Below are 14,275 nucleotides of genomic sequence, written 5' to 3' on the forward strand. Positions count from 1 at the left end.
ATGAGTCACAAAAGGGTAAGGATATCGTGATGATCAATACGCTGAGTACAAATGCCGAAATTATTGCGCAAGAAGCGCTCTACACCAGTGGCTTGTATCCAAAGCGGCCACTGGCAATCGTGCGCGGGGAAGGGGCGCGCCTGTACGATGCGGATGGCCGGGTCTACATCGATTGTGTCGGCGGTCAGGGCGCGGCCAATCTCGGCCATTGCCATCCGGCTATCGTTGCAGCAATCCGTGAACAAGCAGAGCGGCTCATCAGTTGTCCTGAAATTTTTCCCAACGATGTCCGCGCAGCATATCTGGCCGAATTAGCGGCGGTTGTACCATTCCCCTCGCGCATCTTCCTCTGCAACAGCGGGGCAGAAGCAGTTGAAGCAGCTCTGAAATTTGCACGGCTTTTGACAGGTCGGCCCGGCGTCGTTGCAACTATGCGCGGCTTCCATGGCCGTACCATGGGGGCGCTCAGTGCCACCTGGGAGAGCAAGTACCGCGAACCATTTTTGCCCCTGGTGCCGGAATTCAGCCATGTGCCTTACGGAAACGTGGAAGCGTTACGAGCCGCTATCGGCCCACAGACGGCTGCGGTGCTGATCGAACCGGTGCAGGGAGAGGGTGGCGTGCGTCCGGCACCACCCGGCTATCTGGCAGAAGTCGCCACCATCTGTGCTGCGAATGGTACGTTGTTGTTGGTTGATGAAGTACAAACCGGCTTTGGGCGGACCGGCAAGCTGTTTGCGATTGAGCATAGCGGCGTCACGCCTGATATGCTCATCCTTGCCAAGAGCATTGCTGCCGGGGTACCGATGGGTGCCGTGGTCATCCACGAACGTCACGGCACGTTACCATCGGGAACCCATGGCTCAACCTTTGGGGGCAACCCTCTGGCCTGTGCGGCGGCCCGGGCCGCCCTGCACGTGTATCAGAGCGAACGGATACCTGAGCAAGCAGCAACCAAAGGGGCATGGCTGATGCAAACACTGCGCGATCTGCGCCTCCCGTCGGTGCGCGAAGTCCGGGGGCTGGGTCTATTAGTCGGTCTTGAACTGAAAAGCCGCTCCCAGCCCGCCATCGCAGCACTGATCGACCACGGAGTTCTGGCCCTACCGGCGGGTCCCAACGTCTTACGGCTACTGCCACCGCTGGTTATCGAACAGGCTGATCTGGAACGGGTGGTAACAGCCATTGAAGCAGTACTGAGTACCGAAGAGCGATAGAGTAAGTGGCAGGCTGCACATTTACGCATCTGGTAGTGTGCAGCTTGCCGGGAACAACTCTGCGCTGAGCGTTGACACCGCTCCCTCAGAGTGGGCAGCTCACGCTACTACGGCATTGCCTCCTGCAAGCCTGGTTTCCCGCATCGGATGGGGATGGAACACTAAGACGGCTAAGCATAGTTTTTGGCGACAATGACGGAGTGCCTCTAGCGACGGGGCATCTGGCATAAGCAACCCTCACGCGGGCCGCATTGCCGCGGGCAACAACGAAACGACAAAGGTGAACACACCTTCAGCTGCTGCGATTGCCCGGCCAACCTGCTCACAACTTGGCTCCGTAGCATATCCCGGATACCGGTAGAGGCGTGCATACGGTGTCAACTCGATGCCTGCGTCAATCCATTGGACAAACTCTGGTTGGTACCCTGCGGCAGTGCGGATCAATACCTCAACGTCATGGATACGCTTGAACGCATGATCGCAGAATACCAAATACCCCTTCACGGCTTTCTCCGCTGCTTGTTGTCAGTGATAAATTGCGGTGTCAAGCAACGGCGGATCACTGGCAGCCAGGACACGCGCCGATGCCAGATCACGCTGTACTTTGATCATCCAGCTCCGTACAAGGTGCGCTTTGGCGTCGGTCATATAGCACCTTTCCTTGACGCGCAATTTGGTACTCCAGCGAGGTGCGCACATCACGTAAGAAATCAAACTCGGCACGTGTTTTGACAATAACATCCCTGGCAATATTAAGGCCACTCAAGCAGCGGTGCCCAAGCACGGCACGCTGGTATTCCGACAGGGTGCTCTCGGTGACGATGACCATGACATCGACGTCACTCCCTGCCGTTGGCGTTCCCCAGGCGTGTGACCCAAAGAGGATAACCTGCTCTGGCTGAAACACCGCAACCAACCGTTGCGTGATTTCGCGAAGCAATTCCTCATTGACTGGTTTCATCGTATATCATTGGACGCAACGACCATAGGCGTTCACCGACACATCATTATTGGCATTGCCACAGCACAGCGCCGTGACGGTAATCACGTACTCTGGCTGGATGAGACAGCCGTTGCTTCCCTCACGTAGGAGCGCAAACCGTACCTTCAGATTATATGTGCATCTCTTCGGGGATACAAGATGACCGGTTGCATGATCAGGAACTTCACGGATAAAGCGGGAGAGGACCTGGCTCGACGTGTGACTGCCGTGCTGAAACGCCTCTTTGTGTTGGTCTGAGCAAGCCGTTGCGCTGCATTGACCTGATATGAGCGCTGCTAACGCGCCGAGAGCATGCCAGCATTACCCCGACCCCTATCTTGTCCCAGCCAAACCGGAAGCGATTCTGGAGACGTTACCGCAACCTTGTCCACTGCTACCAATCCGCATCGAGGTTCAGACCGCACTGCCGCCGGGTTGAGGGGAACAAGGGATTGCACACAGGCAACCAACAGGTCTCGTCCGCGAAGACATCGACAACAACCACGGTAAGGATTATCGAGTATCGACGCTTATTTGGCGCCGGTATCAAGCATTGTCGCTATTGCCTGACGGATGGTACACTAGCTTGCACGAGCCATCGCCACCAACCCGCCGCTCACCGTCTGGCCGAGCGATGCGACAGCGCAGGGGATGTGACATAGCGCCAGCAACGGCCCGGTTACCCCGCAGGACCTGAACCGCTACGCCGATGCGCTGAACAATCCGTTGACATACACCGACCCGACAGGGCATTGTCTGACGTGCGTGGTATCAGGGCGATCCTCCCGAAGGGTACTACCGCGGCTGGACAGCGTGGGGCATCCACCAGTAGGTCTTCAGTGACCTCAACATTAACACCCTGGATCGGTTACCTGGCAAAGCTAAACATCATCCTGGCGCTGAGCCTGGAAGTCGACGGGTACAACAGCAATGTCTTGAAGTCCAGGCTCGTTTTCGGCGTCTGCTTTTCTGTCAGATAACATACGGCGCAACCGTGGCATTCCATGCCCTTTTCACCACTTCCCTCGCACCTGCTGCTACGCAGTTCTGCTATAATAGCCGGCAATGCGAGCAAAGGAGCGGGCAATGACGGTCAAATATACGCGCTGGCTGCGTAGTTACGTCGGTCATCAGCGAATTTTACAGGTACGGGCAAGTGGTTTTGTGCGCAATGAAGCCGGCCAGATTCTGCTCTGTCGGCGGGCGGACGTGATGCTCTGGGATGTGCCGGGTGGTACAATTAACCTCGATGAATCGCCGGCCCAGGGACTGGTACGTGAGGTACGCGAGGAGACCGATCTGCTGTTGCGGCCTGAAAAGCTGATTGGCATCTACAGTGGCCCCGATTTTGCCTGGAGTTACCCCAACGGTGACCAGTCGCAAATTCTGGCAATCTTTTTTGCCGCCCGTATTGTTGGCGGTGAACTGCAACAGGTCGGTCACGAAAATGTGAATGTAGGTTTCTTTGATCCCGATCATCTACCACCACTACTCACGCGCACTCGTCGAATGCTGGCCGATGCGTTCGCAAATCGGCCAGAGGCGGTGTTTGACTTTTAGAACGTATTGTCAGACAGGTTACCTTCCCCGTGCGTAGTAGAGCGGGGCTACCTGCCGCACCAACCCTTTCAACTCTAACAAGGCCAGTGCTGCTGCGGTCGATGCTGCGGATTGACCGGCAGCACGACCGATAACATCAATATGCTGCGGTTCTGCCTCAACCACTGCATAGATAGCTTCTTCTTCTGCGGTCAGCGCAAGTTCTAACGACGGTTCAAACGCCTCACCACATTGATCAAGATTGAGTGCTGCCAGCACATCATCGGCGCTGGTAACAATGAACGCCCCATCGCGGATCAGGCGATGCGGGCCAACACTCAACGGACTAAAGATTGATCCGGGGACGGCCATCACCTCACGCCCTTGATCGAGAGCAAACTGGACGGTGATAAGGGCACCGCTGTTCGCACTCGCCTCAACCACTATCGTTGCCAGGCTTAGACCGGAGATAATACGGTTGCGCGGTGGAAAATTGAGCGGTGCCGGCGGAGTGCCCGGTGAATAATCGCTCAACAATGCACCTGATGCGATGATCTGCCTGGCCAGGGCACTGTTGCGTTCGGGATAGATCCGATCAACCCCGCTGGCCAGCACAGCAATCGTGCGGCCACCAGCCTCAAGCGCAGCAGTGTGGGCAATTGTGTCAATGCCTAAAGCCAGACCACTAACAATCGTCACTCCCGCATTCGCCAGATCGCGGGCCAGGCGTCGTGCGACTTCACGTCCATAATGACTGGGGTGGCGCGTACCAACAATCGCAACCGCTCGCTGATCGGCAGGCGTAAGCGTACCGCGTAGATAGAGCAGAGGCGGAGGTGCCGGAATCATGCGCAGCAAAGGTGGATAGAGTGGATCAACGACTGCCACCGGCGTAATGCCGGCAGTCCGAATCCGTGACAGCTCAGCATCGAGATCGATGCGCTCGCGAACTGCACGCAAACCGGCCATACTACGCGCATCAAGGCCGGCAGCAACCATTGCCGCTTCATCGGCGTACCACGCCTCGGCAATCGAGCCACAACGTTCGATCAGGCGGGCTAATCGCAACGGGCCAATACCGGGTACCAGATTGAAACCGAGGTAGTAGCGTACAATATCATCCATACATCGATCCCCTCGACAGATTTCCTATTAATAGAACCGGTTTTGACCTGCAAAAGGTGCGCAACTTGTGGCATCATGAAAAAAAAGCGATACCTGATGGAGGAAACGTATGCCCCGTGCAGTCTGGAATGGTGCCGTGATCGCCGAAAGCCCGACAACTATCGTCGTTGAGGGTAATCACTATTTCCCACCGGAGTCAGTGCGTCGCGAATATTTGCGTGACAGCCAGACTCATACGGTGTGTCCGTGGAAGGGGACGGCCAGTTACTATGACGTGGTGGTGGACGGTCAGGTAAACCGTGATGCAGCCTGGTACTACCCAACGCCGAAAGAGGCAGCCCAACAAATAGCCGGCTACATTGCTTTCTGGCGTGGAGTGCGGATCGAGGTGTAACAAACAAGGGACCAGGCCAGGAAATTGCGTGTACCACTGAGAACGCAAGCTCAGGACACCGAACTGGCATGCGTTGGTGTTCGTATACCAAAAATTACCACTTACCGGATCAATTTGCCGGGAATGATCGCATCCCGTACCCGCCAGTCAGCACTCTGATGCCAGAACCATACACTGCTACAGAAGCAGGCATACAATCGAGGTGTGATATCCAGCGCGGATGTCAATACCTCAGCCACGATTCTTAAACCATGCCTCCAGGGCCAGACTTTGGGGACGGTCGCGCAGGCGAACGCGGCTCAACTGGCGTTGTACATTCAGAGTGGGAATATTGAGCACCCGCAGCTTACCGGCAATCAGCTCAGATTGGATCGCAAAGCGCGAAACCATGCTCAACCCTAATCCGGCACTTACTGCCTGCTTCACAGCTTCGGTACTCCCCAGTTCCATCACCGGACGTACCATCACATTGTGTTCCGCCAGCACCTGTTCTACAACTTTACGCGTGCCTGAGCCAGGTTCACGCATAATGAAAGGGGTGTCCTGGAGATCAGAACGATCCAGAGTAACCCGACGGGTAAGCGGATGGTCGGGAGATGCAATCACCACCAGTTCATCACTCCGCCACGGCACTACCTGCAAGTCTTCGTTCGCCGCTACCGGTCCTTCCACGTAAGCGACATCAATCTGATAGGATAACAGGCGTTCGATAATCTGCTGGGTATTGCCAATATCCAGAAACAGCTCGATGCCCGGATACCGACGGTGATAGTTGCCAAGGAGTGAAGGTAGCAGGTAAATACCAATCGTACTACTCGCCCCAATTGCCAGCCGACCTCGTTGTAGACCGCGTAGTTCGTTCAACGCCTCAATAGCCAGCCGCTCGTGGGTAAAGATACGGCGAGCGTGATCACCCAGAATTGTTCCGGCAATCGTCGGGGCAACCCCACGTGCACGCCGTTCGAGCAGAGTCGTGCCAAGCTGACGTTCAAGCTCTTGCACGGCCCGTGACACCGCCGATTGACTCATCGTGAGTACTTCGGCTGCTCTCGTGAAACTGCCCTGTTCAAGCACGGCAACGTAAATACGTAATAGATGCAGGTTAAGCGTCACTTTGCCACCCAACAATTTTATTTCTGATGCAATATATACCATAGCTGACCCTTTCTGCGAATACGTTACTTCACACTGGAGACAAAACACTACGCGCCGTCATACTCTATGCAATGGGGCAACTCGCAAGAAACGGTAATCATTATTGCGACTGCTCCCGATTCACAGATATTGACTGTTATGTTAAGCACTTCTACAGCTTCGCGCCAGATGTGTCTCTTCTGAGCATCGCCACTGTACCCTTTACCTTCTTCAATCAGGTATCAGCGATAGGTCAGCGTAACGCACCGTTGGGTGTTCGAGAGCGTGCCAGTTGGTACAGGCGTTACGCAAAAGGACAGAATTCGGTTAACCCTTTGAACACGTGTTATGTCGCTTCGCGAGCATGCGCTATGTAAGGATACCCTATTTTATGCAAAATAAGCTTAGATCGTATGCACCAAACGTATCAATCTTGCAGACAAGAAGGTCAATTGGCTACGATCAGCACGGATGTTGTTGACCTGGAATGATAGAAGCTGATGAGAATCCAGGCGATGACTTGTTTATGTCAAGTCCAGCAGAATAATGACACACCAGCCAGCGATTACCCTGATGCTGCCCCTGAACGATACACGGCTGGATACCGGCGCTGGAATGATAGTAGGGGCGACGCATGCGTCGCCCCTACGACGCCGACACAAACCCACCGGCGACTCGCTTCTGGCATAGCCGGTAATGCTTGAACTCGAGAATTACATCTAAACGGTGACCGCTGCGACATCCGCCCGGCGTCAAACTCAGCGGATGCGGAAGAGAGGACTCCGCACACCACGCGACACGCGCATTACCGGGCGTGAACAATATCCAATCCGGCCCAGGTAGGGCGACGCATGCGTCGCCCTTACGACACCGACACCAACCCAATCTCGACATGGACAAGCCTGACGATAACCAGATTGTGCGTTGTACCTGTGACCGCACCCCCTCTCCGCACACCATCTGTCAACCAGATAACCCAACATTCCTGCACAGCCGGCGGGTGCACGAGTATAACTTCAGGGATCGTGACATGGTGGCAGCAGGCATTCGTCACAAATCTGTCACGACGCCAGCCAGGTTGCTATTAGCACTGCTATCGGCACTACACCGCGATCCGTTTGAGAGATGGCAGGCATATTCAAGAGCTATACTTTGACAAGGTATGCATATTTTCGATATTAATTATTAAAAATATCTGCTTGTTCGATAGATACATTTCTGCTATCATTCGCTTAGTCAAGGTTTTACTATAGCCAGGAAGAGCTGGCCATGACAAATTACGGCTTCCTCATCGATCAGCGGAAGTGCATCGGTTGCCACGCATGCAGTACTGCCTGCAAGTCGGAGAATGAAGTTCCACTTGGGGTTTATCGCACGTGGGTGAAGTATGTAGAAACCGGCACCTTCCCCTCTACCCGGCGCCATTTTCAGGTGACACGTTGTAACCACTGCGCCAATCCACCGTGTGTTCGCATTTGTCCGGTCACAGCGATGTATCAGCGCACCGACGGCATCGTAGAGTTTGATCCGAAGGTGTGCATCGGCTGCAAAGCCTGTTTGCAGGCCTGTCCTTACGACGCCATTTACATTGATCCAGAGAGCCACAATGCGGCAAAGTGCCACTTCTGTGCGCACCGTATCGATCAGGGATTGAAACCGGCTTGTGAAATTGTCTGTCCCGAACAGGCAATCATCTCCGGCGATCTCGATGATCCCAATAGTCTGATCAGCCAATTGATTGCCCGTGAGCCGGTTTCGGTGCGTAAGCCTGAACAGGGAACTGCACCCAAGCTGTTTTACATCGACGCCGACCAAACTACATTGACGCCAACCGCCTCGACGACCAGTTCTACCTTTATGTGGGCTGATGTGGTGAGCGAGCAACTGGTTGGTCATCAGCATACGAACGGACGAAGACAACATGCCCGCGAGGTTATTCCGCTTACTGCGGCTTCGGGAGCAAAGATTCGTCCGCCGCGTGAACAAGGGCTGGGCAGCGGTCAGAGTGCGCTGATGCTGGGTGGCCGGGTGGCCGGTCACATGGTGCAAACTGGCTACAACGCTCAACACAAGATTCCGTGGCACTGGCCGGTACCGGCATATCTGGTGACAAAAGGGATTGGGAGTGGTGTCTTTCTCGCAGTGGCCACCGCTGTTGGTCTTGGACTGGCGCCACTGGCTGCGCCACTGCTGGCAATTACGCTCTTTGTAAGTCTGCTCTTCATTGGTATTACAACCGCTCTGCTGGTGTTTGATCTGGAAAAGCCGCATCTGTTCTTTACCATTCTCACCCGTCCGCAATGGCGGAGCTGGTTGACGCGCGGGGCGTTTATCCTGATTGCCTTTACGCTGGTTGGCGGGTTGTGGTTCCTGGCTGAGGCCGGCGCTGCCTTGAATATCTGGCCAGAAGCCGCTGTCTCAGGCTTGCGACCAATTCTGGCCTGGATCGGGATGCCGCTGGCCGTACTGGCAGCCATCTACACCGCGTTTCTCTTCGCGCAGGCCGAGGGGCGTGACCTGTGGCAAAGCCCGCTCTTGCCGGCCCATCTCCTGGTGCAGGCAGTGATGGTTGGTGCCGGTACGCTCTTGCTGCTCGCACCGTTTGTGGCTATGCCGGCAGCATTTCTCACCGTGCTCGGCTGGCTCTTTGCCGGTAGTTTGTTGATCGATCTCTTTATGCTCCTGCTTGGTGAATTCGGTATCCCCCATGCCAGTGAAGTTGCTGCCCGCGCCGCGCACAATATTAGCCACGGCCGTTACCGCAACCATTTCTGGCAAGGAGCGATTGCTCTCGGTCACGTCCTCCCGGTGCTGTGCATTGTCCTGGCGTTTATTGCCCCAACCCTGGCGATGCCACTCCTGGCAGTAGCCGGACTGGCCGCAATTGCCGGGTTGTACGCCTTTGAATATGCTTTCGTCATGGCACCGCAACACGTGCCGAACAGTTAGAGAGGTATCATCATGGCGACATCACTCCTTCATCGCCTGCTTGGAACACTTGGTCAACGCTCACCTTCGCGGGTGGAGCCGCTCACACCGCCGGTACAGGCGTATGTCACGAGCACTGCGCCCACAGCAACGCTGACCGGTAGCCAGGAACTGCGCGATTACCCACCGGTCGAACGCTGGCAAGACTGGACAGAGTATGGTCCCAAAGCCTGGCCCCAAAAGGTTGCCCGCCGCTATACGCTGGTACCGACGGTCTGCTTCAATTGCGAGAGTGCCTGTGGACTGCTGGCTTACGTTGATGGCGAAACCCTCAAGATCAAAAAGTTCGAGGGGAACCCGCTCCATCCCGGCAGTCGTGGACGAAACTGTGCAAAAGGGCCGGCAACGCTCAATCAGGTCTACGACCCCGACCGGATTCTCTATCCTCTGAAACGTGCCGGTAAGCGTGGTGAAGGCAAGTGGGTGCGCGTCTCGTGGGACGAAGCGCTCGACGATATTGCCGGTCGTGTGCGCAAAGCAATTATCGAGAAGCGCCAGACCGAGATCATCTACCACGTTGGTCGTCCCGGTCACGATGGCTTTATGGAGTGGGTATTGCCGGCATGGGGCGTCGATGGTCACAACTCGCACACCAACGTCTGCTCGTCAGGTGCCCGCTGTGGGCAGGCGATGTGGATGGGACTCGACCGACCTTCACCCGATCACGCGAATGCACGTGTCATTCTCCTCATCAGCTCGCACCTTGAGACCGGCCACTATTTCAACCCGCACGCCCAGCGGATTATGGAAGGTAAGATGGCCGGCGCAAAGCTCATCGTGCTCGATACCCGCCTCTCGAACACCGCCTCGCTGGCCGATGAGTGGCTCTCGCCGTGGCCGGGTAGCGAGACGGCAATTCTGCTTGCGATTGCTAACTATCTCATTCGTACCGGGCAGTACAATCGCGATTTTGTGCGCCGCTGGGTCAATTGGGCAGATTATCTGCGGGCCGAACATCCCGACCTACCGGTCAGCTTTGAGCATTTCGAGATGAAGTTGCAAGAGCTGTACGCTCAGTATACCTTTGAGTTTGCGGCCCAGGAGAGTGGGATCAGCGCTGAGCAGATCGAGCGTGTAGCCAAAATCATCGCCCGTTGCGAAGGCAAACTCGCCACTCATAGCTGGCGCAGCGCAACCAGTGCCAACCTTGGCGGTTGGATGATTGCGCGTTGTCTCTGGTTCCTTAATGTCCTGACCGGATCGATTGGAGTCGAAGGGGGGACATCGGCCAATGTGTGGGACAAGTGGATTCCGCGTCATCCCAACATGGCACCCCACGTGAAGGTCTGGAATGAGCTGACCTGGCCACAGGAGTATCCACTCAACTTCTACGAAATGAGTATCTTACTCCCGCACTTTCTGAAAGAAGGGCGGGGCAAGGTTGACACCTATTTCACCCGTGTCTACAATCCACTCTGGACAAATCCCGATGGCATGAGCTGGCTGGAGGTGTTGACCGATGAGAGCAAGATCGGTCTCCATGTCCATCTTTCGCCAACGTGGAGTGAGACCGGCTGGTTCGCCGACTACATTTTACCGATGGGTGTCGGCGCCGAGCGCCACGATGTGATGAGCCAGGAGACACACGCCGGCTGCTGGATTGCCTTCCGTCAGCCGGTTCTGCGCGAAGCAATGCGTCGACTGGGCAAGCCGGTGAACGATACCCGCGAAGCTAATCCCGGCGAAGTCTGGGAGGAAGTTGAGTTCTGGATCGAGTTGTCGTGGCGGATTGATCCTGATGGCAAGCTGGGCATTCGCAAGACCTTTGAAAGCCCGTACCGACCCGGTCAGAAGATCACTGTTGATGAGTTCTACGGCTGGATGTTCGAGAACCATGTGCCGGGTCTACCCGAAGCCGCTGCAAAAGAGGGATTAACCCCGCTGGAATACATGCGGCGCTACGGTGCGTTTGAGCTGCGGAAGGGGGTACAACCCACCTTCGATAAGCCACTCAGTACTTCCGAACTGGCCGACGCGACGATTGATCCGAATACCGGGATCGTCTACACAAAGACACCGGCACCGCCATCATCGAACATTACGCCACTGCCCTACTTCGAGCCTGATCCCGAACGTGGCCGACCAATTGGCATCCAACTGGAAGATGGTTCGATTGTGGCTGGCTTCCCCACCCCATCGCGCCGGCTTGAGTTCTATTCAACCACCTTACGCGATTGGGGTTGGCCGGAATACGCCATTCCCACCTACATTCATAGCCACGTGCATCCCAGCAAGATTGACCGGAGCAAGAATGAGGCGGTACTGCTCTCTACCTTCCGACTACCTACGCTGATTCACACCCGCAGCGGGAATGCCAAGTGGCTATACGAGATCAGCCACAAAAACCCGGTCTGGATTCACACCAGCGATGCCGAACGGCTCGGCTTACGTACCGGTGACCTGATCAAAGTCGTGACCGAGATCGGCTACTTCGTTGATCGGGTTTGGGTGACTGAAGGCATTCGCCCTGGTGTCATCGCATGTTCGCACCATCTGGGGCGATGGCGGCTTCAGGAAGATGGCGGTGGTCGACTCTCGACTGCCCTGGTCGAACTCAAACAAGAGGGTCAGGGTGAATGGCGTATGCGTCAACTGCACGGCATTCGCCCTTACCAGAGCGATGATCCCGACACCTCGCGCATCTGGTGGGAAGATGCCGGTGTGCATCAGAACCTGACTTTTGCCGTACACCCTGATCCAATCAGCGGTATGCACTGCTGGCATCAGAAAGTACGCCTCGAACCAGCCGGCCCGAACGACCGCTATGGCGACATTTATGTCGATACCAAACGGGCACACGAAGTCTACCGTGAATGGCTGGCAATGACGCGACCGGCAAGCAAGGTATCACCAAACGGCATGCGTCGGCCACACTGGCTGTTGCGACCGTTCCGCCCGGCCCGTGAGGCGTATGTCCTGCCGGAGAAAAAGTCGTGAATGATACCACCGACCTTGTAGCCCGCCAGACCCTGGCCGATGTCATTGGCCGTCTCCTTATCGCACCGCCTTCCGCTCAGCTTTGGGCGGAGGCGGTGGCACTGCCCGAACTGGCAACGGTGATGACAGATCAACCAGCGAGCCTGGCGGTTGCGTATGAGCAAACTTTCGGGCGCAATGTCTACCCTTACGAGTCGCTTTACCGCGACGAAGAACTCATGCTCAACACCGCAGCCGCCGAGCAGGTAGCAGCTTTCTACGCTAGCTGTGGATTTACGCCGCTGCAGACTGTTGGTGCTCCCGACCATTTGGGAGTCGAATTCATCTTTCTCGCCCGTCTGATCGCCACGGAAGCAGCAGCTATAGCCGATGGCGACAGTGGATTGCAGCACTGGGCACATCAACACGCAGCGTCCTTTCTCGGCAACCATCTCGTCATCTGGGTGCCGGTTTGGGCGCAGGCTGTACAGCGCATTCCCGGTCATGCACTCTATCAGACGCTGGCCACCCTCGCAGTAGAATTTATCGAGAGCGAACTGGAACGTCTTCAACCATCACCACCCTCATCTCGCGCATACATCCCTCTCCAAACAGACGATGCCTCGCCTGAAACAGATGACCTCAACACGCTGGTACGTCATCTCATCACACCGGTACGCGCCGGCATCTTCTTCAGTCGCGCCGATTGCTCACAGTTGGCCCGCCGGCTCGGATTTTCAATCCTAATTGGGGATCGCTTCACAATGATGCGCACCCTCTTCGAGACTGCCGGCGAGTTTGATCAGGCAGCCGGCTTAATCGTTGCCTTGCAAGAAATAATATCAGCCGAAACACACAAGTTATCTCTGCTGATCGATGGGCAAGCAGCCTGGCAACCATTTCTCGCGCCGTGGATCGAGCGGTTGGAATGCAGTCAACGCTTGATCAGCACCTAGCTTTACACGAGATTCGGTCTTCTGCGCTCTTCAGCCGCGAATGCACAGGCTTGTGCCTGTGCAATTTGCTTGTCATTATGTCACGCTGCGTTAGGCCGGCCTGCAAGCGCTCCCCGTGGCGCGGGCTTCCAGCCCGTGTGGAGGCATCATTGCCACCGCCGACAGGTGCTGGCCGTGGCAGTTGGTGCGCAGGCTAGAAGCCTGCGCCACGGTCTGATACACCGTCTACCTCTGCCACCACTGCTACTATCTGCTTACCGTTCGTGACGTGGGATCCACGCAACAGCGGTGCAACGCGATAGTTCCCAGGATCGTGCACGATGAGATAGATGCTGCTGGTGAGCGAAGACGTTGACCGCCTGGTTATGGGTAATGTATAGCCGCTGCACGAGAGAGGTGACCGTAGAGGCTGAGATCACATCTGAACAACAATCCATGGCACGCGATGCAAGACATTCCCATCCACCGCCTCCCTTGAATGGTCAGGTGAACGGCACATGCACCGTCCGTAGGGGCGGGTTCTAAACCCACCTCCGCCCTACGCACCACCGGCACCAGCACGCTGTGGGGCAGGTTGCCGGCTTACATTCAGCCTTCTCCATCATCAGGGGAACGTACTGACACGGGAGTCCGCTGCAATCCGCTTCTGATCAGGGCCGGCTGGTGCGGCAGCCAGGCTGCCGCACTCCAAACGCTGCGACACGTGCGTGACAAACGACATGACACCCCATCCAACGAGTGATGGTACTGAAGATAATCATCAGCACTCCTCGCTGCCATACCGGCAGACTGGGAGCAGGGTATACTGTCGTTTGTGATTGGCAGGCGTTCATCCGCCTGTGCGACCGTCTGGGGTCATGAGAGCACAGCTTTTATGAAATAAGTTCTAGCCCAGCCCTTCCGCTTTCAGCCCTCGTGCGCTGCCATGCTATACTTGGGTGTGTTTGCACATCTCACAAATACATGAGAAACGTTACGCTCACCGGTTTTGCAGGTTATGTTTACGAACAATTGCCTGTAATGC

Annotated in this window: 10 protein-coding genes and 1 pseudogene; 6 read left to right on the forward strand and 5 right to left on the reverse strand. The window is 56.1% G+C overall.

Annotation, left to right across the window (positions count from 1 at the left end; translation table 11 throughout):
* The first annotated feature begins 29 nt into the window (after positions 1 to 29).
* Positions 30 to 1,217, forward strand: a complete 1,188-nt coding sequence (locus VAE57_RS17235; protein WP_322823070.1) for an aspartate aminotransferase family protein — start codon at positions 30 to 32, stop codon at positions 1,215 to 1,217.
* 237 nt (positions 1,218 to 1,454) lie between these two features.
* Here the strand turns inward: VAE57_RS17235 and VAE57_RS18830 are convergent.
* From VAE57_RS18830 to VAE57_RS17245, 3 genes and pseudogenes are all read right to left on the reverse strand, one after another.
* Positions 1,455 to 1,730, reverse strand: a pseudogene (locus VAE57_RS18830) (HEPN domain-containing protein); the annotation flags it as partial.
* A 12-nt stretch (positions 1,731 to 1,742) separates the two neighbouring features.
* Complete coding sequence (locus tag VAE57_RS17240) at positions 1,743 to 1,865, reverse strand: hypothetical protein (protein WP_322823092.1); 123 nt, start codon at positions 1,863 to 1,865, stop codon at positions 1,743 to 1,745.
* Positions 1,810 to 2,178 (reverse strand): nucleotidyltransferase domain-containing protein, encoded by a 369-nt coding sequence (locus tag VAE57_RS17245; RefSeq protein WP_322823071.1) that lies wholly within the window; start codon positions 2,176 to 2,178, stop codon positions 1,810 to 1,812. The genes VAE57_RS17240 and VAE57_RS17245 overlap by 56 nt, the downstream gene beginning before the upstream one ends.
* A 1,107-nt stretch (positions 2,179 to 3,285) precedes the next feature.
* On the opposite strand from VAE57_RS17245, the gene VAE57_RS17250 reads away from it, so the two are divergent.
* The gene (locus VAE57_RS17250) at positions 3,286 to 3,759 is read left to right on the forward strand and encodes an NUDIX domain-containing protein (protein ID WP_322823072.1); all 474 of its coding nucleotides are present in this window, start codon (positions 3,286 to 3,288) and stop codon (positions 3,757 to 3,759) included.
* A gap of 18 nt (positions 3,760 to 3,777) precedes the next feature.
* Here VAE57_RS17250 and dprA read toward each other — a convergent pair whose 3' ends face one another.
* A complete protein-coding gene (gene dprA / locus VAE57_RS17255) occupies positions 3,778 to 4,863 on the reverse strand; it encodes a DNA-processing protein DprA (RefSeq protein WP_322823073.1) in 1,086 nt (361 codons plus the stop codon).
* A gap of 109 nt (positions 4,864 to 4,972) precedes the next feature.
* On the opposite strand from dprA, the gene VAE57_RS17260 reads away from it, so the two are divergent.
* Positions 4,973 to 5,257 carry a DUF427 domain-containing protein gene (locus tag VAE57_RS17260; RefSeq protein WP_322823074.1) on the forward strand — a complete coding sequence of 95 codons (285 nt, stop codon included), beginning with the start codon at positions 4,973 to 4,975 and terminating at the stop codon, positions 5,255 to 5,257.
* A gap of 231 nt (positions 5,258 to 5,488) precedes the next feature.
* On the opposite strand, the gene VAE57_RS17265 is transcribed toward VAE57_RS17260, so the two are convergent.
* A complete protein-coding gene (locus tag VAE57_RS17265; RefSeq protein ID WP_322823075.1) occupies positions 5,489 to 6,412 on the reverse strand; it encodes a LysR family transcriptional regulator in 924 nt (307 codons plus the stop codon).
* A gap of 1,248 nt (positions 6,413 to 7,660) precedes the next feature.
* Between VAE57_RS17265 and nrfD the strand changes: the two genes are divergently transcribed.
* The 3 genes from nrfD to VAE57_RS17280 are packed head-to-tail and all read left to right on the forward strand — an operon-like array spanning position 7,661 to position 13,251.
* On the forward strand, positions 7,661 to 9,340 hold the full coding sequence (gene nrfD, locus VAE57_RS17270) for an NrfD/PsrC family molybdoenzyme membrane anchor subunit (protein ID WP_322823076.1): 1,680 nt from the start codon (positions 7,661 to 7,663) through the stop codon (positions 9,338 to 9,340).
* A 12-nt stretch (positions 9,341 to 9,352) separates the two neighbouring features.
* Positions 9,353 to 12,316: a molybdopterin-dependent oxidoreductase gene (locus VAE57_RS17275; RefSeq protein ID WP_322823077.1), complete on the forward strand. Its 2,964-nt coding sequence runs from the start codon at positions 9,353 to 9,355 to the stop codon at positions 12,314 to 12,316.
* Positions 12,313 to 13,251, forward strand: coding sequence for a molecular chaperone TorD family protein (locus tag VAE57_RS17280; RefSeq protein WP_322823078.1), 939 nt, complete (start codon positions 12,313 to 12,315; stop codon positions 13,249 to 13,251). Before VAE57_RS17275 ends, VAE57_RS17280 begins: the two co-directional genes overlap by 4 nt.
* Positions 13,252 to 14,275 lie beyond the last annotated feature (1,024 nt).

This window comes from Chloroflexus sp. (assembly GCF_034434295.1).
GTDB lineage: Bacteria > Chloroflexota > Chloroflexia > Chloroflexales > Chloroflexaceae > Chloroflexus.